The organism is Mesorhizobium sp. M0496, assembly GCF_040321205.1.
In the GTDB taxonomy this organism is placed as follows: Bacteria; Pseudomonadota; Alphaproteobacteria; order Rhizobiales; family Rhizobiaceae; genus Mesorhizobium.
Genome location: NZ_JAMYRC010000003.1, coordinates 185,353 through 211,959, shown reverse-complemented (window position 1 = coordinate 211,959; position 26,607 = coordinate 185,353). Strand labels below are relative to the sequence as shown.

Annotated in this window: 17 protein-coding genes; 12 read left to right on the top strand and 5 right to left on the bottom strand. The window is 63.0% G+C overall.

What is annotated here, in order from left to right; all coding sequences use genetic code 11:
- The first annotated feature begins 25 nt into the window (after positions 1–25).
- From NKI73_RS05895 to gltX, 6 genes are all read left to right on the top strand, one after another.
- Complete coding sequence (locus NKI73_RS05895; protein ID WP_352627906.1) at positions 26–742, top strand: DNA-3-methyladenine glycosylase I; 717 nt, start codon at positions 26–28, stop codon at positions 740–742.
- 85 nt (positions 743–827) lie between these two features.
- Positions 828–2,504, top strand: a complete 1,677-nt coding sequence (locus tag NKI73_RS05890; protein WP_352627905.1) for an NAD+ synthase — start codon at positions 828–830, stop codon at positions 2,502–2,504.
- A 38-nt stretch (positions 2,505–2,542) separates the two neighbouring features.
- Complete coding sequence (locus NKI73_RS05885) at positions 2,543–2,953, top strand: GNAT family N-acetyltransferase (protein WP_352627904.1); 411 nt, start codon at positions 2,543–2,545, stop codon at positions 2,951–2,953.
- Between the two features lie 380 nt (positions 2,954–3,333).
- Positions 3,334–5,139 carry an ABC transporter ATP-binding protein gene (locus NKI73_RS05880; RefSeq protein WP_352627903.1) on the top strand — a complete coding sequence of 602 codons (1,806 nt, stop codon included), beginning with the start codon at positions 3,334–3,336 and terminating at the stop codon, positions 5,137–5,139.
- A 196-nt stretch (positions 5,140–5,335) separates the two neighbouring features.
- Positions 5,336–6,517: a hypothetical protein gene (locus NKI73_RS05875; protein WP_352627902.1), complete on the top strand. Its 1,182-nt coding sequence runs from the start codon at positions 5,336–5,338 to the stop codon at positions 6,515–6,517.
- Between the two features lie 199 nt (positions 6,518–6,716).
- The gene (gene gltX / locus NKI73_RS05870; RefSeq protein ID WP_352627901.1) at positions 6,717–8,090 is read left to right on the top strand and encodes a glutamate--tRNA ligase; all 1,374 of its coding nucleotides are present in this window, start codon (positions 6,717–6,719) and stop codon (positions 8,088–8,090) included.
- Here gltX and NKI73_RS05865 read toward each other — a convergent pair.
- The 3 genes from NKI73_RS05865 to NKI73_RS05855 all read right to left on the bottom strand — a co-directional run bounded on the left by NKI73_RS05865 (position 8,008) and on the right by NKI73_RS05855 (position 12,594).
- The gene (locus NKI73_RS05865) at positions 8,008–9,222 is read right to left on the bottom strand and encodes a DUF2865 domain-containing protein (RefSeq protein ID WP_352627900.1); all 1,215 of its coding nucleotides are present in this window, start codon (positions 9,220–9,222) and stop codon (positions 8,008–8,010) included. The two genes, gltX and NKI73_RS05865, sit on opposite strands and share 83 nt — an antisense overlap.
- Positions 9,223–9,312: 90 nt before the next feature.
- Entirely contained in the window at positions 9,313–11,637 is a 2,325-nt protein-coding gene (locus NKI73_RS05860) for an NADP-dependent malic enzyme (RefSeq protein ID WP_352627899.1), read from the bottom strand.
- Positions 11,638–11,814: 177 nt separating this feature from the next.
- Entirely contained in the window at positions 11,815–12,594 is a 780-nt protein-coding gene (locus tag NKI73_RS05855; RefSeq protein WP_352627898.1) for an SDR family oxidoreductase, read from the bottom strand.
- Between the two features lie 120 nt (positions 12,595–12,714).
- On the opposite strand from NKI73_RS05855, the gene NKI73_RS05850 reads away from it, so the two are divergent.
- Together NKI73_RS05850 and NKI73_RS05845 are read left to right on the top strand one after the other, a co-directional pair.
- Positions 12,715–13,530, top strand: coding sequence for a UDP-2,3-diacylglucosamine diphosphatase (locus NKI73_RS05850; RefSeq protein WP_352627897.1), 816 nt, complete (start codon positions 12,715–12,717; stop codon positions 13,528–13,530).
- A gap of 125 nt (positions 13,531–13,655) precedes the next feature.
- Positions 13,656–14,870, top strand: coding sequence for an MFS transporter (locus NKI73_RS05845; RefSeq protein ID WP_352627896.1), 1,215 nt, complete (start codon positions 13,656–13,658; stop codon positions 14,868–14,870).
- Here the strand turns inward: NKI73_RS05845 and dgcA are convergent.
- Entirely contained in the window at positions 14,841–15,824 is a 984-nt protein-coding gene (gene dgcA, locus NKI73_RS05840; RefSeq protein ID WP_352627895.1) for an N-acetyl-D-Glu racemase DgcA, read from the bottom strand. The two genes, NKI73_RS05845 and dgcA, sit on opposite strands and share 30 nt — an antisense overlap.
- A gap of 76 nt (positions 15,825–15,900) precedes the next feature.
- Here dgcA and NKI73_RS05835 point away from each other — a divergent pair, with 76 nt between their 5' ends.
- From NKI73_RS05835 to NKI73_RS05820, 4 genes are all read left to right on the top strand, one after another.
- Positions 15,901–17,088, top strand: coding sequence for an MlaE family ABC transporter permease (locus NKI73_RS05835; protein ID WP_352627894.1), 1,188 nt, complete (start codon positions 15,901–15,903; stop codon positions 17,086–17,088).
- Position 17,089: 1 nt separating this feature from the next.
- Complete coding sequence (locus NKI73_RS05830) at positions 17,090–17,911, top strand: ABC transporter ATP-binding protein (protein ID WP_352627893.1); 822 nt, start codon at positions 17,090–17,092, stop codon at positions 17,909–17,911.
- A gap of 14 nt (positions 17,912–17,925) precedes the next feature.
- Entirely contained in the window at positions 17,926–19,299 is a 1,374-nt protein-coding gene (locus NKI73_RS05825; protein WP_352627892.1) for an MlaD family protein, read from the top strand.
- Between the two features lie 79 nt (positions 19,300–19,378).
- The gene (locus NKI73_RS05820) at positions 19,379–19,987 is read left to right on the top strand and encodes an ABC-type transport auxiliary lipoprotein family protein (RefSeq protein ID WP_502905611.1); all 609 of its coding nucleotides are present in this window, start codon (positions 19,379–19,381) and stop codon (positions 19,985–19,987) included.
- 157 nt (positions 19,988–20,144) lie between these two features.
- Here NKI73_RS05820 and NKI73_RS05815 read toward each other — a convergent pair whose 3' ends face one another.
- A complete protein-coding gene (locus NKI73_RS05815) occupies positions 20,145–26,414 on the bottom strand; it encodes a coiled-coil domain-containing protein (RefSeq protein ID WP_352627890.1) in 6,270 nt (2,089 codons plus the stop codon).
- Between the last annotated feature and the right edge of the window lie 193 nt (positions 26,415–26,607).

Sequence of the window (26,607 nt, the reverse complement as noted above, 5' to 3'; positions counted from 1 at the left end):
AGCAGGACGTGAGGATGCAAGCAGAATGCCCAATTTCGCAAAAATCCGCGCACGCGCTGCAAAACGCAAAGGCGGCGAAGAGGAACTGACGTCGCTGCTGGGCCCGGCGCCCGACAATGCCGCCGTGGCAGAGATCGCGGACGATCGCATTCTGTCTGTTATGGCCGAGCGCGTCTTTGCCGCCGGTTTCGTCTGGCGCGTCATCGAACAGAAATGGCCGGGCTTCGAAGAGGCGTTTCTCCACTTCGAGCCGAAACGGCTGTTGTTTCAGCCCGATGATTTCTGGCACGATCTGACTTCCGACCAGCGCATCGTGCGCAATCCGCAGAAGATCAAATCCGTTCGCGACAACGCTGCCTTCGTCGAGCGCGTGTCGAAGGAGCATGGTGGCTTCGGCGAATTCCTCGCCAACTGGCCGGCCGACGACCAAGTCGGGCTGATGGCCTATCTCGGCAAACATGGCAGCCGGCTCGGCGGCAACACCGGCCAGTATTTCCTGCGCTGGCTAGGCTGGGATGCCTTCGTCATTTCGGGCGATATGGCGGCGGCATTGCGCGACTCGGGGCTCGAAATCGCCGAAAGCCCGACCTCGAAGAGAGATCTCGACAAGATCCAGGCCCAGATCAATCAGTGGGCGGCGCAGACACGTCTGCCGCGCCGCCACATATCGCGCATCCTGGCGATGTCGATCGGGGAGAACCATTCTCCGCAATCGTTGCGCGAATATATGGGTGACGACTGATCGCCGGCAGTGCGGCCACAATCGGCCGGAGTGGTCCAAACGAACGCCATTGCCCGGTGAAATTTGCCGCGCTAAGTCAGCAGGCATGACCAAGAACCTCGACATCCTGCGCATCGCGATCGCCCAGCTTAATCCGACAGTCGGCGACATTGCTGGCAATCTCGCCAAGGCCCGCGAGGCGAGGGCGGATGCCGCCCGCCAGGGCGCCGATCTCGTTCTCTATACCGAGCTTTTCCTCGCCGGCTATCCGCCGGAAGATCTGGTGCTGAAGCCGGCTTTCCTGAAGGCCTGCGAAAAGGCGGCACAGGACTTTGCCGCCGATACCGCCGACGGCGGTCCGGGCGTCATCATCGGCACGCCATTGAAGCGCAAGAGCGGCACGCACAATTCGATTGTCTTCGCCGATGGCGGCAAGATCATCGCCGAGCGCTACAAGCTCGATCTGCCGAATTACGGCGAATTCGACGAGAAGCGCGTTTTCCAGGCCGGGCCCGAAATTCAGGGGCCGGTCAATTTCCGCGGCGTGCGGATCGGAGTTCCGATCTGCGAGGACATCTGGGGCGATGTCGACATATGCGAGACGCTGGCCGAAAGCGGGGCGGAAATCCTGCTGGTGCCGAATGGCTCGCCCTATTATCGCGCCAAGATCGATGTCCGCCACCAGGTCGTCATCCGCCAGGTCATCGAGTGCGGACTGCCGATGATCTACGCCAACCAGCTTGGCGGCCAGGACGAGCTGATCTTTGATGGCGCGTCGTTTGCCATTGGCGCCGACAAGACACTGGCCTTCCAGATGAGCCAGTTCGAGGAAGCGGTCGACGTCACCACCTGGAAGCGTCAAGGCGATCACTGGGTTTGCTCGGAAGGGCCGATGTCGAAGATCCCGGACCGCGAGGAGGCGGATTATCGCGCCTGCATGCTGGGCCTGCGCGACTACGTCAACAAGAACGGCTTCAAGAACGTCGTGCTCGGTCTCTCGGGCGGCATCGATTCGGCGATCTGCGCCGCCCTTGCCGTCGATGCGCTCGGCGAAGAACGCCTGCGCGCGGTGATGATGCCTTACCGCTATACCTCGAAGGACTCGCTGAAGGACGCCGAGGATTGCGCCCGTGCGCTCGGCTGCCGCTATGACATCGTGCCGATCTTCGAGCCGGTCGAGGGCTTTCTGCATACGTTGACGCAGATGTTCGAAGGCACCAAGGAAGGCATCACCGAGGAGAATTTGCAGAGCCGCGCGCGCGGCACCATACTGATGGCGATCTCCAACAAATTTGGCTCGATGGTCGTCACCACCGGCAACAAGAGCGAGATGTCGGTCGGCTACGCCACGCTCTACGGTGACATGAACGGTGGCTTCAATCCGATCAAGGATCTCTACAAGATGCAGGTCTATGCTCTGTCGCGCTGGCGCAACAGCCATGTGCCGCCGGGCGCGCTCGGGCCGTCGGGCGAGGTGATCCCGAAGAACATCATCGACAAGGCGCCATCGGCGGAATTGCGCGAGAACCAGACCGACCAGGACTCGCTGCCGCCCTATCCGGTGCTGGACGACATTCTCGAATGCCTGGTCGAAAACGAGATGGGCGTCGACGACATCGTTGCGCGCGGCCATGACCGGGCAACGGTGACGCGCATCGAGCACTTGCTCTACATCGCCGAATACAAGCGCCGGCAGGCGGCTCCGGGCGTGAAGATCACCAAGAAGAATTTCGGCCGCGACCGCCGCTACCCCATTACCAACCGCTTCAGAGATGGCGGTTAGACACGGAAGGCGCACGGCGGCCTCGACCGGAGATAGCCATGCCCGACTGTGAAATCAGCTTCGACCTGTCACGGATCGATTTCCGGGCGACATCCGACCTGCTGATGGCAAGCTATTGGGGCGTTGGATGCAGTGACGAAGTCCATCGTCGCGCCTTTGCCAATTCGCTTTGCGTCGGCGCTTACATCGATGGCAAGCAAGTCGGCTTCGGCCGGGCAATCACCGATCGCACGGTGTTCGCATATCTCGCCGACATCATCATCTGGCCGGAGAACCGCGGGCAGGGCATAGGTGGACGCCTCGTCCAGGCCCTGATCGATCATCCTGAAGTCAGGACTGTTTTCCATTGGAGCCTGTCGACCAGCGACGCCCATGGTTTGTATGAAAAGCTTGGGTTCAAGCCATCGACCGATGGCCGCTACATGCGCCTGGATCGCATTCCTGGGTGAGACACGCGGCGCCGACATTGTTGCAAAATAATCGCAGTGGTTGGACCAGATACGCTTTTGGCGTGTACTGATCTTGGCGATGCATCTGCGCGTCTCTATAAGGACGTCTCCGCGATTCATTTGCGGGAGGTCCGAATGGCAGTATTTCAAATGGTAATGCGAGGCCGCGAAGCCTAGGTCTCATCGGGCGCTCCGCGAGGGTTTTGTCCTCTCACGGAAGCCGGATCGAGCACAGGCTTATGCCGATGCCGGTCGCCGCCCGATTACGGGCGAGACGCCAAATATGCCACTCCGCTTTCTGGGCGCTCATTGGCCCCTTGCGCGGCTTCTTCAATTTTCGACTTTACTGGGATCGGGCTCGTTTGCGCCCGAATGACATCATGGCTCGTTTTCGAATCGATTTGCGCGCGAGCGCCTTTCGCAGCGTTCTTGGCTTCACGCTCACCCATTGGCGGCGCCAGCCGTGGCGGCTTTTGCTCATCATGGGCGGCTTCCTGCTGTCGACGCTGGCCGACGTCCTGACGCCGCTCTATTCCGGCCGGTTGGTCGACGCTGTCGCCAGCAGCGCCGGCGCGGACGCCATTGCCTGGAATGCCGCGGTGACGGCGTTTTCGATGCTGATGGCCCTTGCATTGACCGGCGTTGTTTTGCGCAACCTTGCCTTCATGGGCATCGTCGAATTGACGTTGAAAATGATGGCGGATATCGCCGCCGACGCCTTCCATCGCGTCCAGCGCTTTTCCACCGACTGGCATGCCAACAGCTTTGCCGGCTCGACCGTGCGCAAGGTGACACGCGGCATGTGGGCGCTCGACTTGCTCAACGACACGATCCTCATCGCGCTGCTGCCGTCCGTCGTCATGCTGGTCGGCTCGACGCTGCTGCTCGGCTGGTTCTGGCCGCTGATGGGCGCGGTCGTCGCCGCCGGTTCGATGCTGTTCATCATGGTCACGACGATGCTGTCGCTTGGCTATGTCGCCCCGGCGGCAAGGCTCGCGAACACCTGGGACACGCGCCTCGGCGGCTCGCTGGCCGACGCGGTGAGCTGCAACGCCGTGGTCAAGGGCTTTGGCGCCGAGGAGCGCGAGGAGCGTCGCCTCGCCAGGGTCGTCGCCAAATGGCGTGCGCGCACGCGCCGCACCTGGGTGCGCGGCACCATCAACGGCACCACGCAAGGGGCGCTGCTGCTGGTCATGCGGGCCGCGGTGATCGGCCTGGCGCTGATGCTGTGGTCGTGGGGACAGGCGAGCGCCGGCGACGTCGCCTTCGTGCTGACCTCGCTCTTCGTGCTGCAGGGCTATCTCAGGGATATCGGCACGCATATCCGCAATCTGCAGCGCTCGATCAACGACATGGAGGAGCTGGTCGATTTCCAGTCCGAACCGCTCGGCATCGAAGACCGGCGCGGCGCCAAGCCGATCCGGATCACTGAAGGGGCTATCCGCTTCGACGACGTCACTTTTCACTATGGCAGTCACCGATCGGCGCTCTACCGTGACTTTTCGGTCGACATCGCGCCGGGTGAACGTGTCGGGCTAGTCGGCCATTCGGGATCGGGCAAGACGACCTTCGTCAAGCTGATCCAGCGCCTCTATGACGTGAATGCGGGAAAGATCCTGGTCGACGGTCAGGACATCTCGCAGGTAGCGCAAGCGTCGCTGCGCGGGCAGATCGCCATCGTCCAGCAGGAACCGATCCTGTTCCATCGGTCGCTGGCCGAGAACATCGCCTATAGCAGGCCGAGCGCGACGCAGGATGAGATCGAGCACGCCGCAAAGCTGGCGAGCGCGCATGATTTCATCACCAACCTGCCGAAGGGCTACGGCACTCTGGTCGGCGAACGCGGTGTGAAACTGTCGGGCGGCGAGCGTCAGCGCGTGGCGATCGCGCGCGCCTTTCTTGCCGATGCGCGCATCCTGATCCTGGACGAGGCGACATCGAGCCTCGATTCGGAATCGGAGGTGCTGATCCAGCAGGCGATGGAGCGGCTGATGGTCGGCCGCACCACATTGGTCATCGCGCACCGGCTTTCGACGGTGCGGGCGCTTGACCGGCTGCTGGTTTTCGATCGCGGAAACATTGTCGAGGAAGGCTCGCATGACGAACTGATCCGGCTGAAAGGCGGCATCTACCGTCGCCTGTTCGAGCGCCAGGCGCTGGAACTGACCAAGGGTCTGGCTGTCTGATCTGAGGAGGCCTCCGGCTTTGGCCGGGGGTCACCTCTAGTCCTGTCACTCAGCGTGTGCCGGTCGAGCAAACCGGACTGTGAAGTCCATTCCAGATTCTGAGTTTGGGACGTCTGTTTACGTTACCGATGGAGATGCGTTGTTTCTATCGGTGGTTGATATATGCATATCAAAGCAACCTCAAGCGGTTTTCACGATGCATCTTGTTTCCGCAAATGCCGGTCCGGGAAAGGTGGCTGCGCCGTCGGTGCTGGACTCTCAGCACGGCTCGGTCCGGCCGCTCGCTGCCGAAGATCTCGAGCGCGTCGCCGAACTCTTCCTGACGAAGTTTCGCCGGCGGCGGCGTCATCTCCTCGATCGCGCGATCGCGGAGACGACCGAGTATATGAGAGAGATTTATCTTGGCCCAGCCGGCCAGTCCGGTGCCAGTAACGCTCTTGTCCAGATTAACCGGCAGGGTCGTCTGGGTGGGTTCCTCGGCGTCCTGAAAGCCCGCTACGAGCTTAACGGAGCGGCATTGAATGCGGCCATCATCGGTCCGCTCATGGCCGACCCCGGCACCGACGATGGCTCGGCGGGACCGCAATTGCTGCGTGCCTTGCACCAAGGCGAATTCGATCTGCAACTGACCGATTCGGCCAACCGGACATCTCTGGCCTTCGCGCGCCCGATGAAGTATCAGCTCCTGCCTGTGCATTGTCTGGGATGGACCTGTATTTTCCGGCCGGCCGCGATGGCCGCCTCCGCACTGCACCGTAAATGGCCCGGCCTGCCTCGCTTGGCACTCGATCCCTGCGCGAGAGCACTCGATGCTCTTGCGAAAAGAAGGTTCGAGCCCCCCGTCCAGCTTTCATCGTCGCAACGCGTCCACCGTGAGACGATCGATGCCGCGCAATTTGCCGAGCGGCTGCCGACCTTGCTGTCCGATTACGCTCTTCGGCCGAGTTGGAAGGATGGCGAGTTGCCACGGCTGCTCGCGCTGGCCGCCGTGAAGCGGGCCGACGGCCCGCTTCATTTCGGTGGGACTTACGGCGAAACGGGCAAAATGCTCGGTTGTTATGCCTTCTACGGTCAAGCCGGCGACATCGCGAACCTGTTGCAAATCCAGTCGTCCGGATCTCACTGGCGCGCGACGCTGGATGGGCTTATCGCGGCCGCGTGGGATATGGGCTGCGTGGGCATCACGGGGCAGACGCAGAGCAGATTCATGCCTCAACTCTTTGGCTACAAGAATCTCTTCTTCCGCTATGCCGGGGGGACGATGGTCCGCTCGCGAATCGCCGAGGTCACGGAAGCGGTCCGCTCCGGTGACATCTTTATCGGTGGGGTGATGGGCGACCGCTGGACCCGTCTTAGTTCCGACGACTTCGGCCACTGATTGCCTTCGACAACTTGTTCGTCGGCGCCATCGGCTGGCTGCGCTCGGTCAAGGCGGGCGCCGTCAGGCTGGCCGCCGCCTATGCGCCGCCTGAGACGCGCCACCCCGGCCTTTTCATCGCGTTCGCCATGTTCTATGTCTGCCGGGCAGCGCGGGGGCGCGTCTTGTCAATCGCAAAAGCATCCGGTACGCCCCACTCATGACAGTTACCGTTCGTTTCGCCCCGTCGCCAACCGGCCGCATCCATATCGGCAATGCGCGCACGGCTCTGTTCAACTGGCTGTTTGCCATGAACAACAAGGGCCGCTTCATCCAGCGCTTCGACGACACCGACATTGCCCGCTCGAAGCAGGAATTTTCAGACGCGATACTCTACGATCTGCATTGGCTGGGCATTTTCCCGGACGCCACCGAGTACCAGTCGCGACGCTTCGAGGTCTATGACGCAGCGGTTGAGAGGCTGAAGGCATCAGGCGTTCTCTATGCCTGCTACGAAACGCCGGAGGAACTGGATCTCAGGCGCAAGGTGCGCCGAACGCGCGGCCTGCCGCCGGTCTATGGTCGTGAGGCGCTGACGTTGACCCAAGAGCAGATCGCCGAATACCAGGCCGATGGCCGCCGGCCGCACTGGCGTTTTCTCCTCCCCAATTTCTCGGGCGATCCGCAACAGCCGGAACGCACCGAAATCCACTGGAACGATCTGGTGCGCGGCGAGGAAACCGTCGACCTCGCCTCGCTTTCCGATCCGGTGCTGGTGCGCGAGGACGGCACCTATCTCTATACGCTGCCCTCAGTGGTCGACGACATCGAGATGGGCGTCAGCCATGTCATCCGTGGCGACGACCACGTCACCAATACCGGCGTGCAGATTGCCCTGTTCCAGGCACTGGCTGCCGTGTCGCCGGTGTTCGGCCACCACAACCTGTTGACCACGGCATCGGGCGAAGGACTGTCGAAACGCACCGGCGCGCTCTCCATCGAAAGCCTGCGCGAGGACGGCATCGAGCCGATGGCCGTCGCCTCGCTGGCCGTGCTGGTCGGCACCTCGGAGAATGTCGCGGCGGTGCCGACTATGGGTGAACTCGCGGAGCGCTTTGATCCTGCGGCGACATCGAAATCCGCGGCCAAGTTCGACCCTGACGAGCTGTTCGTGCTCAACCGGACACTGCTGCATCATATGCCGTTCGCCGAGGCGCAAGACCGGCTGATCGTGCTCGGCGTTTCGGGCGAGCAGGCCGAACCGTTCTGGCTGGCGGTGCGAGGCAATCTCGATCGGCTGGCCGATGCGGTCAACTGGTGGCGTATCGTGCGCGAAGGACCGCAGGAGAAGCCGGAATTTTCCGATGACGACCGCGATTTTCTTGGTCAGGCCTTCGATCTGTTGCCGGAGGAACCCTGGAACGGGACGATCTGGAAAGACTGGACGGGCAAGATCAGGGAAGCGACCGGCCGCAAAGGCAAAGCCCTGTTCATGCCGCTCAGAACAGCCCTTACCGGACTGCCTTCGGGGCCGGAGCTTGCAGATCTATTGCCGCTGATGGGTCGGGAAGGAACGTTGGCCCGACGACCCTGATTTTGCGTTGTTCCGGCGGCAGCGCGGACACCGGCGAGGTCACCGGCTTGGCGGAAAGCCGTTTTATGGCGTCGCGGTCGAGTCCGCCTTCGAGATTTGCAAGGGTTTCCGGATCAACGCCCGGGTCTGGCTTGGAAACGGGGACTGGGATGAACGGTGCAGCGTCCGTTTCGGGCTGCGATTGCTCCGGGCTTGGCGGGTTGCCGGCGATGATCTGGAAGCCCTGCGCGGCGGCGTTGCAGCCGCAAGCCGGCGGCCGCGACATGTCGGGCTGCTTGTAGAGATAGGCGGTCGGCAATTCGCTGTAGGGCCGGCCGGTGACCGACGACGTCATCGAGGCCGAATCGTCGTCCATGCCGCGCGAGTAGAAAACCTGCATCTCGGTGCCGGGGCAGCTCGATTCGCAATTCTTCTGGTCGCGTTCGAAATCGCCTGCCGAGGCCGAGTTCGACATCGGAAAGAAGTATCCGTCGCAGGTGCGCACACAGGAAGTGTGGAATTCACCGCCGACGCTCGGAAAGTCCGGTACGCCGGGCCGGTTGAGCACCCGGCGAACGTCGCGCTCCTCGCCGGGATCGTCAGGCTGGTCAAGTGTATTATCGAGCGTATCGAGCTGCTGGCTGTTGCCGCCGAAAAGCTGGTCGAACAGGTTTGTGCTGCCGCCGTCGCGGTTGGCTTCCTGGAGGGGAGCACGGCGTGGCGCAACGGTGTCGTTACGGCAGCCATTGGCATCAAGTGCCGCAAGGATGCGTCCGCGGTCACGGCGCGAGCCACCGCCGGCCATCCGCTCGCGCTTGTTTTGCAGGGCGTCGAGATTGGCATTCATGCGGTCGATGGTAGCGTTGAGCCCGGCGCATTGATTGAGGTTGCGGCCAAACAGCGAAAAGCCGCACCCGGCCCGGCTCGCCTGGCTGCGGGCTTTTGATATCTGCTCATGCTGCCTGGCAATTGCGGAATCGTATTTCCTGATCAGTGCCGGACCACCACCGCCACTGCGTGAGGCCGCGGCAAGATCGGCCTCCAACTGGCGGCAGACCCGCGACGCGGCCTGCGGTTCGGCCACCCAGGCGCTGGACAGCAGGAGGCCGAGCAGCACGGCAGTATGCGCCTGCTTCCACCCTCCGCTTGCCATCCGCCCAAACTCCGCCTGCCCAAATCCCGCCCGTTGGCCCGCAAGGCTATCGTGTTCGCGGTTAACTGCAGTTTATCGCGAAATCCGCGTTCAGCCCAGATTGACGACCGCCTGCGCCTTGTGGGCGGCTTCGACCACGGCAAGCGCCGTCATGTTGACGACGCCGCGCGAGGTGACCGACGGCGTCAATATGTGCGCCGGCATGTCCGTGCCGAGCAGGATCGGCCCGACATGCAGCGCATCCATCATGGTTCTGAGCGCGGTCAGCGTAATGTTGGCCGAATCGAGATTGGGGAACACCAGCAGATTGGCTTCGCCCTTCAGCCGCGAGTGCGGATAGACGCGCTGGCGCAGATGCTCCGACAAAGCGGAATCGGCATGCATCTCGCCGTCGCACTCCAACTCGGGCGCGATGCGCGCCAGGATCGCTGCCGCTTGCCGCATCTTGAGCGCGCTGGGTGAATCGCGCGAACCGAAATCCGAATGCGACAGGAGTGCTGCCTTCGGCTCGATGCCGAAGCGCTGGATTTCTTCCGCCGCCAGTACCGTCATCTCGGCGATCTCCTCGGCCGTCGGATCGACGGAGACGTGCGTGTCGGTCAGGAAAATGATGCCGCGCTGCGAGATCAGCATGGACAGCGTCGAGAGATCGCGATCCCTAACGCCGGTGCGCGGGCCGATGATCAGGGTGACGTTGCGCAGATGCCGCTCGAAGCGGCCTTCGAGGCCGCAGACCATGGCGTCGGCATCGCCGCGCTTCAGTGCAAGCGCTGCGATCACCGTGTTGTCAGTGCGCACCATGGTGCGCGCGGCCTCCGTCGTCACGCCGCGCCGGCCGGCGAGTTCGATCAGCAGGTCGACATAGTGGCGATAGCGCGGATCGTCTTCCGGGTTGATCAGGCCGAAATCGACGCCGGGCTTGATGCGCAAGCCATAGCGTTTCAGGCGCACTTCGATGACATGCGGGCGGCCGATCAGGATCGGCTCGGCGATGCCTTCCTCGAGTACCACCTGGGCGGCGCGCAGCACGCGCTCGTCCTCGCCGTCGGCATAAATGACGCGCTTGGCGCTCGACGCCTTGGCGGACGAGAAAACCGGCTTCATCACCAGGCCGGAGCGGAAGACGAAGCGGTTCAGTTTGTCGATATAGGCGGCGAAGTCGGTGATCGGCCTTGTCGCGACACCGGTGTCGCAGGCAGCCTTGGCGACGGCCGGGGCGATGCGCAGGATCAGGCGCGGATCGAAAGGCGAGGGGATCAGGAACTCGGGGCCGAAGATCGGCGTCTCGCCGGAATAGGCGCGAGCCGCGACATCGGACGGTTCTTCACGGGCGAGCGCTGCGATCGCCCGCACCGCTGCCATCTTCATCTCCTCGTTGATGGCGCTGGCACCACAGTCAAGCGCACCGCGAAAGATGTAAGGAAAACACAGTACGTTATTGACCTGGTTGGGAAAATCGGAACGGCCAGTGCAGATCATCGCGTCGGGACGCGCCGCGCGCGCCACCTCCGGCATGATCTCCGGATTGGGGTTGGCCAGCGCCAGGATTAGCGGCTTTGGCGCCATGTGCTGGAGCAGTTCCGGCTTCAGCACGCCTGCGGCCGACAGGCCGAGGAAGACGTCGGCGCCTGATATGACATCAGCCAGCGTGCGCGCCTCGGTATCCTTCACATAAGGGTCTTTCCAGCGGTCCATCTCGTCGGTGCGGCCCTTGTAGGCGACACCGAAACGGTCGGTGACCCAGATGTTTTCGACACGCGCGCCGAGCGAGACCAGCAGGTTGAGGCAAGCCAAGGCCGCCGCGCCGGCGCCTGAGGTGACGATCTTGATGTCCGATATGGTCTTGCTGGCGAATTCCAACCCGTTGAGCACGGCGGCGGCGACGATGATGGCGGTGCCGTGCTGATCGTCGTGAAACACCGGTATGCCCATGCGGGCCTTCAACTGCTCCTCTACCTCGAAGCACTCCGGTGCCTTGATGTCCTCGAGGTTGATGCCGCCGAAGGTCGGCTCCAGCGCCGAGATCGTCTCGACCATGCGCTCGATGCCGGGCGCGTCGATCTCGATGTCGAAGACGTCGATACCGGCGAACTTCTTGAACAGGACAGCCTTGCCCTCCATGACCGGCTTGGAGGCCAGCGGGCCGATATTGCCGAGGCCGAGCACCGCCGAACCGTTGGAGACGACACCAACCAGATTGGCGCGCGCGGTATAGTCGGCGGCGGTCGCCGGATCGTCGCGGATTTCCAGGCAAGGGGCGGCGACACCAGGCGAATAGGCGAGCGCGAGATCGCGCTGGTTACCGAGCGGCTTGGTCGCCTGGATCTCGAGCTTTCCCGGCCTTGGATGCTTGTGGAAGTAGAGGGCGGCTTCGTCGAGGTCCGAACGTGCCGTCTTTTTGCTCTCGCCTTCCATGCGGCCGCTCCCTCGAAATCTGCCTGGAGATTCCCTTTTAGCATGCAGCCGAGGTTTTTCGCGACGCTAATTGACGCGCCGGCGGCTTTACCCTGCGGCCCATAGAAAACCATTGTCTATCAAGTGCTTATGCCGATTTTATCGCAAATGTTTGCTGCTGGTCGGCAGGCGCGTCGATCAAAAGGCGCTGACGTAGAGACCGCCATCGACCGGTATGTTCTGCCCGGTCAGATAGCCGGCATGGACCGAGCACAGGAAAGCGCAGATCTGGCCGAATTCCTCCGGCGTGCCGAGCCGCTTGGCCGGAACATCGGCGCTGATGCGCGTCTTGCGGGCTGCTGCGGCGGCAGGATCCTCTGATGTGCCGGCCTCGTGCGGCCCGCGCAGCCGGTCGGTATCGAGCTTGCCCGGTAAAAGACTGTTGATGGTCACGTTGCGATCCGCCACCGTCCGCGCCACGCCGGCCAGGAACGAGGTCAGGCCAGCGCGCGCGCCGGACGACAGATCTAGGCCTGGAATGGGCACGTAGACCGATAGCGAGGTGATGTTGACGATGCGGCCGAAGCCGCGCGCCGCCATGCCGTCGAGGACAGCCTGAACCAGCTCGATCGGCGTCACCATGTTCTGGGTGACGCCTTCGAGGATCTTTTCGCGGTCGAGCGTGCGAAAATCGCGAAGCGGCGGTCCGCCGTTGTTGTTTACGAGGATATCCGGGTCCGGGCAGGCCGCGAGCAGCGCCTTCTGCACCTCGGGCTTGGAAACGTCGCCAACGACTTCCGTCACCCTGACGCCATGGCGCTGGCGCAACTCCGCGGCGGTTTTCGCCACCAGCTCTGCATTGCGCCCGTTGACGACGATGTCGCAGCCGGCCTCGGCCAGCGCCATGGCGCAACCGCGCCCAAGTCCCTTGCTCGAAGCGCAGACAATGGCCTTCTTCCCGCTGATACCGAGATCCATGATGATTTCTCCTTGTGAGCCGGCGGCAAGCTAGTCCTTCGGCTGGACCAATCGCAACCGTCATACGGTTGTTGCATGAATCGGGGCATAGGCTCTCGCGAAAGCAAGGGTGAAATCGCGATGTCCGGCCAAGAGCCCCGCACTTTTCGCAGCATGTTCATTTCCGACGTCCATCTGGGCTTGAAGGCGGCGAAGGCCGAATTCCTGATCGATTTCCTTAGACATCACGACGCCGACATCATCTACCTGGTCGGTGACATCGTCGACGGCTGGCGGCTGCGGCGGAGCTGGCACTGGCCGCAAAGCCATAACGACGTCGTGCAAAAATTGCTGCGCAAGGCGCGCAAGGGCGCCAATATCACCTACATCGCCGGCAACCATGACGAATTCGCCCGCCAGTTCCAGGGCGTGCATTTCGGCGGCATCGTTGTCGCCGACCGCGCCATCCACGAGACCGCCGACGGCAAGCGCCTGCTCGTCATCCATGGCGACCAGTTCGACACCGTCGTCCACAACGCGCGCTGGCTCGCCTACCTCGGCGACCACGCCTATGACGCGGCCATGCTGGTCAACCGCGTGGTGACGCGGCTGCGCCAGCTGCTCGGCCTGCCATACTGGTCGTTTTCCTCCTGGGCCAAGGTCAACGTCAAGAAGGCGGTGAACTTCATCGGCTCGTTCCAGACCATGCTTGCGGACGAGGCGCGCCGCTCGCATGTCGACGGCGTCATCTGCGGCCACATCCATCATGCCGTCATCGAGAATTTTGGCGATGTCCAGTACATCAACACCGGTGACTGGGTGGAAAGCTGCACGGCTGTGGTCGAGCATTTTGATGGCCGGATGGAAATCCTGACCTGGGCACAGGTGCTGCCCGAGGCGCCGGACGAGCCCTTTATCCCGTTGCTCATCGAAGACCGGGTTGGGCAGGCGGCATAGCGCCGGCGTTCGTCCGGACTCCGGGATCAATCGATTAGTCCAACCGGTTTCGCCCGGTTTTCGCCCATGTTAAGGGATCGATACGCGCTGCCATCCGGCCGAGTGCAGCGTTATTGGATCGATTCATGTCCCTGCCGCCGCTTTCGCCCGAACAACTCGTCAAGCCGCGCCATTTCGAACTGCGCATGAGCCTGATTTTCGCGACGCTGTTCGTGCCGCTCGGAACGCATCTGCCTTACTTTCCGCTGTGGCTACAGGCCAAGGGTTTTCATGCCGAGCAGATCGCCGTCATTCTGGCGGCCCCCATGTTCCTGCGCGTGGTGACGACGCCGTTGCTGACCGCGTTGGCTGATCGTGCCAGGGATCGCGCCGATGTCTACGTCGCGCTGGTAGCTGCGTCGCTGCTTTTGTCAGCCGGTTATTTCCTGACGCCGACCTACGCCATGGTGCTGGCGGTTTCGCTGGCGCTGACCATCGTCTGGACGCCGCATTCGCCGATCGCCGATTCGCTGGCGCTTTCGGGTGTGCGCCGCTTCGGCTCGAACTATACGAGCATGCGCAAATGGGGCTCGATCTCTTATCTGCTCGCCAATGTCGCCGGCGGCTTCATCCTGTCGGCAACCGGGTCGCGGGCGGTTCCGGTGATCATTCTCGTGGCGTTTGTCGCGGCCCTTGCCGCAGGGCTGCTGGCGCCGCGTCTTGGCCGTCCGCGGCGCGCTTCACCGCTGTCGGCCACAGACATCCAGCATTCAGCACCGAAGCTTCTCAACCCGTATTTCCTGTATTTTTCGATCGGCGTCGGCATCATCACCGCCAGCCACGCATTTCTCTACGGCTTCGTCTCCATCTACTGGAAATCGATCGGCCTCAGCGATTCGGTTGTCGGCCTTTTGTGGGCTTGGGGCGTGGTGTCGGAAGTCTGCATGTTCATGATGTTCACCCGCTTTTTCGACCGGTTCTCCGTCGTGTCGATCATGGTGATGGCAGGGATCGGCTCGATCGTGCGCTGGATCGCCTTTCCGCTGGTCTGGCCGCTCGGGCTCGGCGTTGCCGGATTTTTTGGCGTCCAGTCGCTGCACTCGGTTTCGGTGGCGTTGGTGCTGATCGGCCTGCAGAAGATGATCGGCGAAACGGTCTCCGAGGAGCGAACCGGTGCCGCGCAAGGCATTGCCTATTTCTCCAACGGCTTCTTCATGGCGGTGGTAACGCTGGCGTCCGGCCCGCTTTACGAGCGTTTCGGCGTCGACGGCTTTTTTGCCATGATCCCGATCGCCTTGATCGGACTGGTGCTGATCGGGTTTGCGGCGCGCTCAGCCCCACAGCGCCGTATCAGGCGGTGACACCAGCGATCCCTGATAGACAAGGCCGGGCACACGGTCGCGGGCAAGCAGCAGCGGACCGTCGAGGTCGACGAAATCTGCATCCTGAGCGAGCAACACCGCCGGGGCCATCGCCAGCGACGTGCCGACCATGCAGCCGACCATGACGCCGAAACCGAGTTCGCGGGCGCGATCGCGCAGCACAAGGGCGGCTGTCAGGCCGCCCGACTTGTCGAGCTTGATGTTGACGGCGTCGTAGAGGCCAACAAGAGCTGCGAGGTTCTTCGCCTCGTGCACGCTTTCATCGGCGCAGATCGGCACGGGATGCGCGATATGGCCCAGGATCTCGTCATGGCCGGCCGGCAGCGGCTGTTCGATCAGCGCGATGCCTTGCTCGGCGGCGAATGCAAGGTTTGCAACGATATTGTCGTCGTTCCAGCCCTCATTGGCGTCGAGGATGATTCGGCTGTCGGGTGCCGCTTGCCTGACGGCGCGGATGCGGGCGATATCGTTGTCGCCACCGATCTTGACCTTGAGAAGCGGCCGTGCGGCATTGGCGCGGGCCTGCGCCGCCATCGCCTCCGGTTCGCCGAGCGACAGCGTGTAGGCGGTTTCGAGCGCCCGTAGTGGAGCGGCACCGATGCTGGATGCTACTGGTTTGCCGCTCAGCTTGGCTTCGAGGTCCCACAGGGCGCAGTCGATGGCGTTGCGGGCAGCTCCGGCCGGCATGGCATCGAGCAAGGCGGCCCGGCTGATGCCGCCGGCGATCCGGTCGCGCATGGCCTCGATCGTCTCGCGCACGCGGTCCATGGTCTCGCCATAGCGCTTGTAGGGAACGCATTCGCCGCGGCCGGCGTGGCCGCCCTCGCTGATCGTGCAGGAGATCACTTCGGCTTCGGTCTTGGAACCGCGCGAGATGGTGAAGGTTCCGGCGATTGGAAAACGCTCGGCCTCGACCGAAATGACACGCGCCATATTTTTCTGCTCCTGCTATGCGACAAGCGTTGTCGGCAAATCGACAGGTCAGACCCGTCAGGCTAAACAGGATGCCATGTTGACCATCGGCAAGCGCGACGCAAGCGGCACGACCGCAGGGGAGGCTGACCACGAACCGCGCGTGGCAATCGGCGAGGAGGACGGCGTTCTCGGCTGCGCCTTCTCCGGAATCTGGACGACACGGACCGTCGCGCTGATCGACGCCGACATGCGCAAGATCGAAAAACGAAGCGGCTTCAAGACCTTGGCGCTCGATGTTTCCAAGATCGAGAAGATGGACACCGCCGGCGCCTGGTTGATCGACCGGCTGGTAAGCGCCTTCGAGAAGAAGGGCGTCGAGATCCAGATGCAAGGCCAGAGCGAGATCGCTTCGATCCTGCTCGACGCGGTAGGCGAGGCCGTGCGGCGCGAACCCGAATCCGGCGCTGCCGGTCCGCCCAATATCGTCATCCGCGCGCTGGAGGCGGTCGGCCGCCGCGTCTACGAGATGCGCGACGACTTCCTTTCCTCGATGAACATCCTCGGCGCCACCATTCGCGGCGCGCAGATGAAGCTCGGCCGCGGCCACGCCGTCAACCCGGCGGCGATCTTCAACCAGATCGACCGCATGGGTGTCGGCGCCATTCCGGTGGTGGTGCTGATGTCGGCGATCGTCGGTGCCATCGTTGCCCAGCAAGGCGCCTATCAGCTCAGCTATTTCGGCGCCGATATATTCGTCGTCGACCTGGTCGGCGTGCTGATCCTGCGCGAACTCGGCGTGCTGATGACGGCGATCATGATCGCCGGCCGCTCCGGCAGCGCGATCACCGCCGAGATCGGCTCGATGAAGATGCGCGAGGAGGTCGACGCGCTGAAGGTCATCGGGCTCAACCCGATCGGCGTCCTGGTCTTTCCGCGGCTGGTGGCGCTGGTCATCGCCTTGCCGTGCCTGACCATCATCGCCAATTTCGCCGCACTCGGCGGCGGCATACTGGCTGCCTGGCTCTATTCCGACATCGCGCCGGCCGCCTTCCTCGACCGGCTGCGTGTCGCCATCGATCTCAGTACGATTTTCGCCGGCCTGATCAAGGCGCCGTTCATGGCCATGATCATTGGCACGATTGCCTCGGTCGAAGGCATGAAGGTCGGCGGCAGCGCGGAATCGCTCGGCCAGCACGTGACAGCCTCGGTGGTGAAGTCGATTTTCGTCGTCATCATCCTCGACGGGCTTTTCGCCATGTTCTACGCAGCGATCGAGTTTTGAAATGAAGCTGCGGCGCAGGACAAAGACGATTGCGGTGGCGGACGATGCGGGCGAAGGCGACATCGTGCTTTCCGCGCACAACATCAGCGTCTCCTTCGCCGACAAGCTCATCCTCGACAAATTGTCGCTCGATATCAGGCGTGGCGAAATCCTCGGCTTTGTCGGCGCCTCAGGTGCCGGCAAATCCGTTCTGTTGCGAACCATCCTTGGCCTGACGCGCAAGCAGTCGGGAACGATCAAGCTGTTCGGCGTCGATGTCGAGAAGGCCAGCGAAGTGGAGCGTCTGCGCATCGATATGCGGCTTGGCGTGCTGTTCCAGCACGGAGCTCTGTTTTCGGCACTAACGGTGCTGGAGAACGTCCAGGTGCCGATGCGCGAATATCTCGACCTGCCTAAGAAGCTGATGGATGAGCTGGCGCTGCTCAAGATCGAACTGGTCGGATTGCCGCCGGACGCGGCGCAGAAATTTCCGTCCGAACTTTCCGGCGGCATGATCAAGCGAGCGGCGCTGGCGCGGGCGCTGGCACTCGACCCCGATATCGTCTTCCTCGACGAGCCGACATCGGGCCTCGATCCGATCAGCGCGGCGGAGTTCGACGAGCTGGTGGTCAAGCTGCGCGATACGATGGATCTGACCGTCTACATGGTGACGCACGATCTCGACACGCTTTTCACCGCTTGCGACCGCGTGGCCGTGCTCGGCAAGAAGAAAGTACTGGTCGAAGGCACCATCGACGACATGCTGAAGAGCGAGGAGCCGTGGGTAAAGTCCTATTTCCGCGGAAAACGCGCTCGGCAACTTGATCTTGCCGCGCGCGCATAGCCATAAGTGGGACAATGGAAACCAGAGCCAATTACGTCATTGTCGGCATTTTCACGCTGGCCGCGATCCTGGCGGCGTTTGCCTTCGTCTACTGGACGGCGGCGATCGGAGACAAGGGCGAGACGACGTTGCTGCGCGTGCGCATTCCAGGCTCGGCGTCCGGGCTTGGCCGCGGCAGTTTCGTGCTGTTCAACGGCGTCAAGGTTGGTGATGTCAGGCGCGTCTATATCGACGTCGACAATCCGACTGTCGCCATCGCCGACACCGAGATCGATCGACTGACGCCGATCACCAAGTCGACGCAGGCGGATATCGGTCTTGCCGGCCTCACTGGACAGGCCAACATCGAACTCAAGGGCGCTGACCCCAAGGAAGTAAAACTCCTCGACCAGGCGGAAAAGGAAGGCAAGGTCGCCGAGATCGTCGCCAACCCGTCGGCGGTGACCAACCTCTTGCAGACAGCGCAGAACATCTTTACCCGCGCCGACAAGGTGCTCACGGAACTCGAAGGCTTCACCAAGGACGTTCGCGGGCCGCTGACGCAGACCGTGCAGAACGTGCAGACCTTCTCCGATGCGCTGGCCAAGAATTCGGACGGTATCGACAAGTTCCTGTCCGCCGCCAGTGCGCTGTCCGATGAGCTGAAAGGCGTTTCCGGCAAGCTCGACGGCACGCTCAAGGCAGCCGAAGGTCTGCTCAACGCCGTCGACAAGGACAAGATCAAGAGCATTGTCGCCAACGTCGATACGGTGACAGGCAACCTCAAGGAGACTTCGAAACAGCTCGACGGCGTGATCAAGAACGTCGATACGGCCGTCGGATCGGTCAACGATTTCGCCAAGCAGACGCAAGGCACGCTGACGAAGGTCGACGGTGTGCTCGACGGCATCGATCCGGCGCAGGTGCGTTCCGCACTCGCCAACATCCAGAAGGCCAGCGAAAACGCCGACAAGGCGGCCGCCGACATCGCAGAAGTGACCGACAAATTCGCCAACCGGGCCGACGACATCGACCAGACGATCAAGGATGCCAAGCAACTCGCCCAACGCCTCAACGATGCCTCGGTGCGCGTCGACGGCATCCTCGCCAGGGTCGACACCTTGCTCGGCTCGGGTCAAGCCGATGGCGTGATGGCCGACGCCAGAGCCACGCTGAAATCATTCAAGCAGGTAGCCGACACGCTGAATGCGCGTCTTGGCGTCATCACCGACAATCTGACGCGCTTCTCGGGCCAGGGGCTTTCGAATGTCGAGGCGCTGGTGCAGGACAGCCGCCGTTCGATCAGCCGCATTGAGGAGGCGGTGACAGATCTCAGCCGCAATCCGCAGCGCATCCTTTCGGGTGGCGAGGGCGAGGTCCGGCAGTTCGATGGCAGGGCGCGGCGTTGACTTCGGTGTCGGCGCGCCCCAGAAACATGGGCCGCGAAAGCGGCTTGATCTTACGATCCGGGGACAACGGGGATCGCGTGTGAAATCTGTGTGGGTGAGAACGGGCGGGCGGACATCGGCTGCGGCACTGCTTGCCCTGACGCTGGTCGGCTGCGCAGCGTTGGGTGGCAAGCCTGCGCCGCTCGACACCTTTGAGCTGTCGGCGCCTTCGGTCGACGCGCATGGCCATAGCCGCCGTCAGATCCTGATCGCGCAGCCTTCGGCGCTCAAGGCGCTGGACAGCCAGAACATCGTCATCAAGCCATCGGATCGCTCGATCCAGTATCTCAAGGGCGCGCAATGGGCCGACCGGCTGCCGCTGATCGTGCAGGCGCGGCTGGCCGAGACGTTCCAGCGTTCAGGCAGCTTTGCCGGCGTCGGCAAGCCGGGCGAGGGCCTGGCGATCGATTATCAGGTGATCGTCGAGATCCGTTCATTCGAAGTGAGCGTCGACGGCGGCGAACATGCCGAGGTCGACCTGTTCGTGCGCATTCTGAACGACCGCAATGGCGAGGTGCGTGCCTCGAAGAGCTTCACCGCCTCCGCGCCTGTTTCGGGCAGCGGCAATCCGGCCTATGTCAGTGCGCTCGACAACGCGTTCGGCGATGCCGCCAGGCAGATCGTGCGCTGGACGGATTCGGTGATCTGATCTCCGTAAAGGCTTGATCGCATAACACTTCTGCCAACGCTGATGTCAGAGGCACTGCAACGGCCGCGGCGTCGGCAGATGCGCCAACAACACAAATCGGCCGACATGAAAAAGGCGGGAAATTTCCCGCCTTTTTGTTTTTTGCCCTATCGGCTGATCAATGCAGGCGGCCGCTGGCGTGGGCCAGCATGGTGTAGACCTTGCCGGTGTCCGACGTCAGGTAGGTCTGCGCCATGATGTTGTCGCGGTCGTTGCGCGAGACATCCTTGAGCAGCTTCTCGAAATCGTCGCAGTAGCGGTCGACGGCGGCGCGGAACTCGGCCTCCGCCTGATACTTGCGACGGATCTCGTCGAACGTCTGCTGGCCCTTCAGTGTGTAGAGCCGCCGCGTGAACACGTCACGTTCGCCACGCCGGTAGCGGTTCCACAACTCGATCGAAGCTTCGTGATCGATGGCTCGCGCGATATCGACGGAGAGCGAGTTCAGCGATTCCACGACATGCAGGGGCGAGCGCTGGGCAGGGGCCGCGCGCGGTGCTTCCGCGGGCGCCGAAGGTGCTGCGGACCTCAGGTCCTCGTCGTTCGACGCCGCGGTCAGGAGATCGCGCACCCAACCGCCCTGAGGCGTACGTGCATCACCACGCTGGCGTGGTGCCGCCTCGGCGGGGCGCTCAAGGTCGAGCGTGCCGCGCAATGCAGGGCCGCCCAACGGCGCCTGAGGGGTGCGCAGCTCCGGCTGCGGTGCCGGCGGTGCGCGACGCGGCGGCTCGGCGGTGCGTGCGGCTGGCGCTTGCGGCGCCGGACGCAGATTGCGGGGCTCGGCGCCATCACTGCTGCGGCCGGACTTCGCAACGATGTCCGAAAGCTCCTTCAGGGCATTGATCTGCTCGGAGACGGCGCGGCGGATGGCCGAGGTCGATTCCTTTGCCTCTTCCGGCATCTCGATGACGCCCTTCTTGAGTTCGGCGCGGGTGAGGTCGAGTTCGCTCTTGATCGAGCCCGCGGTGCGCCGCATCTCCTCGGTCGCATCGGCGAAGCGCTTGGTAGCCGAATCGACGACGTCGGTGATGGCGTTGCGGATCTTGTCGGCCGACTCCATCGTCTTGCCTTCGGCGTTCTGCAGCGTCTGGCCGACGAGATTTTCGAACGAGCGCATGACCCTTTCGAGATCTTCCGATTTCTTAACCAGGCCGACGGCGAGATCCTCGAGCGACGACTGCCTTTCGAGCGTGTGCTCGAGGTTGCTCTGGGCCGAACTCAACAGGTCCGAAGCGCTGGACAGCAGACGGCTGTGTTCGTCGAACTTGGTGGCGATCGACGCGACCTCGCGCAAGGTGGACGACGACAGGTCCGTCAGCCTTGTCGTGTTCGAATCGACCAGTCGCGCCGAACTGGCAAAGGTCTGCGCGGCTTTCTCGGTGGTGGCGGCGAAGCTTTGCGTGCTGCCGCTGAGGCGTTCATCGACCTCGCCGAGATTGACGGCGGCCTGCTCGATCAGCTGACCGAGCTGCGAGCTGGACTTGGTCATGCGGCCAATGAGGTCGGCGACGCTGTCGGACAGCGACGAGCGGGCGCCTTCGACCGCCGACAAGGTCTCGGCGGTGCGGCTGGCGAGCGCGTCGACAAGTGCGGCATTCTCGCTGCGCAGCTTCTCGGTGGCGCGTTCGGTGACCTCTTCCATGCTCTTTTGCAGTTCCGAACCGCCCTGGGCGAAGCGCTCGACCAAAGGCCGTGCGGTTTCGTCGAGGATCTTCGACATTTCGGCCGAACGCGCCGCGAGCATGGTGTTGAGTTCGCGGGTGTTGGCGCCGATCGTCTTGGCGGCATCGTTGGTGCTCTGGCCGATATGCTGGCCAACCGCAGTGAAGGTCTCGGCGATCACATTGGCTCGCGAAACGAGTTGCGCCTCGGCATTCGACACCTGCTCGTTGAGCTTCTGGCCCATCGTCTCGGCCGTGTGGGCGAGGCGGTTCTCGACGCCTGAGACCTGCTCTTCGACACGGGCGGCCGTAGCCGCAGCGCTCGACGCAAGCCGCTCATCGGCGCCGGCAAGCGCCTGCTCGATTTCGCGGGCATGCACGGCCATTTCCTGGCCGGTCCGCCTTGCACGTTCGGCGACCCTTTGCTCGGTATCGGTAAAGGCGCCGACGATGGTTTCGGCATGCTCGCCGATCGTGGTGGTGCTGCTGGCGATGCGCGACACCAGGCGCTGATCCGCGTCGTCGAAGATGCGGCCGATTTCCGAGGCGCGGCTGGACAGTGCTTCCGAACCTTCGGCGATGCGCGAGACCAATTGCTGGTCGGCTGCATCGAAGATGCGGCCAAGGTCCGAGGCACGGGCGGCAAGCGCTTCGGCCGATTCGCCGATGCGCATGCCGAGCCGTCGGTCGGCGCCTTCGAAGTTGCGCAGGATATCGCCGGCGCGCGCGGCCAGCGACTGGGCCGTTTCGATGGCGCGGGCGACCAGCTTCTGGTCGGCTGCATCGAACGTGCCGGCGATCTCGCTTGCACGGGCGGTCAGCTGATCGGCGGTTTCCTGGGCGCGGGCGGCGAGCTTCTGGTCCGCCACGTCGAAGGCGCCGGCAATCTCGCTTGCACGAGCGGCCAGCTGATCGGCGGTTTCATGGGCGCGGGCCAGCAGTGAGCTGGACGTATCGTCCGCGCGGGCAAGCAAGGCGTTCGACGTATCTTCCGCACGGGCGTGCAGGCGACGGTCGGCGTCCTCGAAGGTGCGGGCGATATCTTCGGCCCGTGCCAGCAGGGCGGCAGAGGTCTGCTCGGCGCGCTCGGCGATCTTGCGGTCGGCGTCACTGAACGCGGCACCGGCCTGCTCATGCAGCGTGCTGGTGACTTCCAGCACCTTTTCGCGCAGGGCGCCGGCGACAAACACAGCGCTCTTCTCGAGCACGGCACGGACGTTGTCGACGCCTGTCGAGAGCGCACGCTCCATAGTGCCGGCGCGCTCCTCGATGATGCCGGTCTGACGGCCGAACGCCTGCTCGATCTTCTCGACATCGGCAGCGATCGCGTCGGAAATGCTGGTGCTCCTGGCGGCTATCTGGTCGATATGGCCCGACAGCGAGCGGTCAACGTCCTTGCGGGTCTCGGCGAGCTTGCCGAGATCGTCTTCCAGCGCGCGGGTCAGCATATTGCGACCCTCGGACAGCTTGCCGACATGTCCGGCAATGACGTCGTCGATATCGCTGCGGCTTTCGCTCAGCTTCTGCAAGTCAGCTTCGAGGGCGCGTTTGAGAATGTCGCGGCCTTCGGCCAGTTTCTCCACCTGACCAGCGACCAAACCGTCGATGCTGGAGCGGCTTTCGGCCAGCTTGGCCAGATCGGCTTCCAGCGCGCGCTTGAGAATATCGCGGCCTTCGGCCAGTTTCTCGACCTGGCCGGCGACCAGGCCATCGATGCTGGAGCGGCTTTCGGCGAGCTTGGCCAAATCGTCTTCAAGCGCCTTCGACAGGGTCGAGCGTTCCTGGACAAGCCTTTCCGCGTGGCTGTTGACGAGGCCGCCGACGTTTTCGAGGTCGGCCTCAAGTGACCTCGACAAGGTCGAACGGTCCTGGGCGAGCCGTTCGGAATGGCTGTTGACCAGGCTGTTGACGCTTTCGAGATCAGCCTCGAGCGCCCGGGCGAATTGTGCCCGGTCATCGACCAGTTTCTGCGACTGGTCTGCAATGGTTCCCTTGATCGCATTGAGGTCGGATTCCAGGGCGCGCCGCAGGATATCTCTACCCTCAGACAACTTCTCGACCTGACCGGCAACCAGCCCGTCGATGCTGGAACGGCTGTCGGCCAGCTTGGCGAGATCGTCCTCGAGCGCCTTCGACAGGGTCGAACGGTCCTGAACCAGCTTGTTCATGTGGTCGGCGATGACGCTGTTCACATTCTGCAGGTCGGCTTCCAGGACCCGCGAAAGCTGCCCGCGATCCTCGGCCAGCTTTTCCGACTGGCTCGATATGACGCCCTTGATCGTGTTCAGATCGGATTCCAGAGCCCGTTTGAGAATGTCGCGGCCTTCGGCCAGCTTCTCGACCTGACCGGCGACGAGACCGTCGATGCTCGAGCGGCTCTCTGCAAGCTTGGCAAGGTCGGCTTCGAGGGTCTGCGAAAGCAGGCTGCGGTCTTCGGCGAGGCGTCCCGAATGACCCTCGATCAGGCCGCGTATGCCGGACAGATCGCTGTCGAGCGAGTGCGAAAGCTGGGTGCGGTCTTCCGCCAGCTTGGCGGAATGGGTTTCGATGAGATTTTTGATGCCTATAATGTCGTTTTCCAACGCCTTGGCGAGCACGGCGCGGCCCTCCGCGATCTTCTCGACCTGACCGGCGACAAGACCGTCGATGTCGGCGCGGCTGTCGGATAGTTTGCCGAGATCGGCTTCCAGTGCGCGCGACAGGATGTTGCGGCCCTCGGCGAGCTTTCCGACGTGGCCGGCAACCATTTCATCAATGATCGTACGAGCTTGCACCAATTTCCCGGAGTCTTCGTTCAGGGCAGTGGAGAGCCTGTTGCGGCCTTCTTCCAGCCTTTCGAGATGGCTGCCGAGCGACGCATCGATGGCCGCTCGCGATTCATTGACCTTGCGCAAATCTTCTTCGAGAGCGCGCGAGATCAGGCTGCGGCCTTCGGCCAGCTTCTGCACCTGGTTGGTCACCGCCGCATCGATGCCGGCGCGGCCCTCGGCGAACTTCGCCAGATCGGCCTGCATGGCTTCGGCCATGCGCTCGCGGCTTTCGGACAGCTTTCTGCTGTGGTTCTCGACGGCTTCCTCGATGCCGACACGGGCATCGGCGAGCCGCTGGATGTCGCTGTCGAACGAACGCGAGACGACGTGACGGGCGGCTTCCATGCGCCCGGCGAAGTCGCTGGCGCGGGCTTCGAGCATGGAGGAGGTCGAGGTGACGATGTCGGCCATGTCGGCGCCGATCTGGGTCTTGCCCTGATCGATCATCGCCGACAGCGTGTCCTTGCTCTCGGCAAAGGTGTGGGCGATTTCACGGGCGCGCTCGACCAGCGTCTCGTTGATCTGGCGGGCGCGGGCCTCGAGGGCTGCATTGAGCTTCTGCGTTCCGGTGTCCAGCGCCTCGGCGCGCGTCTGGAACTCGCTGATCAGCGCCTGGCCGCGTTCGGCGAGCGTCCGCTCGATGCCGTTGAGGCTGGCCTCGAACTCGGAATTGAGGGTGCGTGCAGCACCGCCAAGCAGCGACACCATGCCGGTGGTGCGATCGTCGAGCAGATCGGTCAACGACCGTGTCAGGCCGTCCGTGGTGTCCGTCAGCTTGGCGATGCGGGTATCAAGAAGGCTGGCGAAAGCCTCGCCGGAGGTCGACAGGCGGTCGGTGATCGAATCGAGCCGGCCTTCCACCGAATCGAAGATCGACATCGAGCTTTCGTTGATGCGGTCGATGAGCGTGTCGCCGGAATTGGTGATGGTCATCGACAATTTGGTCGACGCATTGAGGATCGAATCACGGATGATGTCGGAGGCGGCGCCGATCTCGTCCTTCAGCGTCTCATGCGCGCCGGTGATCGAGGCGCGGACGCGCTCTGCGTGCGTGACGACGGCCTCGCGCTCGCTGCCTAGCCCGTCGACCAGCGAACGGATGCGGGATTCATTCTCGGAATAGGAGCGTTCGATCTGGTTGACTTCGCTGTGCACCAGCGTTTCCAGCTCGACGGCGCGGGCAAGCGTGCGTTCGATGCCTTCGCCCATGGCCGCGACCTCGCGACGAACGGCCTGGCCGATCATCATGACGCGATCCTGGGCAAGGTTTTCCGGTTCGGTCAGACGGAAGGCCACTTCGGTCATCGACTGGGCGGCGATGCGCATTTCCTGGGCGCGGCGAATCATGGCCGCGAAAGCCCAGAACAGGATGACGGGCACGATCGCCGCGACGGCGAGGCCGATCAGCTCCGGACGGGCAAGGAACTGGTCAAGCGTGCGGATTTTCCAGATGCTCGGTCCGAAAAGAAGATTGGCCAATCCGCCGGCGCCGGCGAACCAGGCGAGCGAAACAAAGGCGACAACCCAGTAAATGGTGTTCGAGGCACGCCTGTTGAGGCTGTGCAGGAGCGTCTTGTAGTCCTTCTGGCGATCGTCATTGGCCGGCGCGAAACCCGCAGGCTGGGCGCCATTGCGTGTTTCCACGGGACGCAACTCGGCAGGCTTGGCCTTTGGCGCGGGTTTTGCGGCCTGGCTCTGGGACTGGCTCTGATTGACCACGGGCTCCGGTTTCTGATCGCGTCCCTCGCGTGCCAGCTCGTCGGCGGCCTGGGATATCTGCGCTTCCAGATCCTCCATCGAAGCCGCGATGTCGAGGTCGCCGCTGCCGACATCATTGCTGAGGTCGAAATCAAGCGCCTTTTCCAGTTCCCTGGCCACTTCGTTGTCGAGAGTTCTCGTCGTTGGTTTCTTTGCCATGCCTTCGCTACCCTGTACTAGCTGCCGCGGGCTTATAATTCTGTTTGTCTTACCACGCGCAGGAGGCTGAAAATGGACCCCTCGTATCGTAATGACACAGGGGGGTAAAGAAAACATGCATTCCGCGGGATACGTAAAACTTTAAATATAAGGTTAACGCAACCGTGATTTCGGCGCCGTTTTCGCACCATTT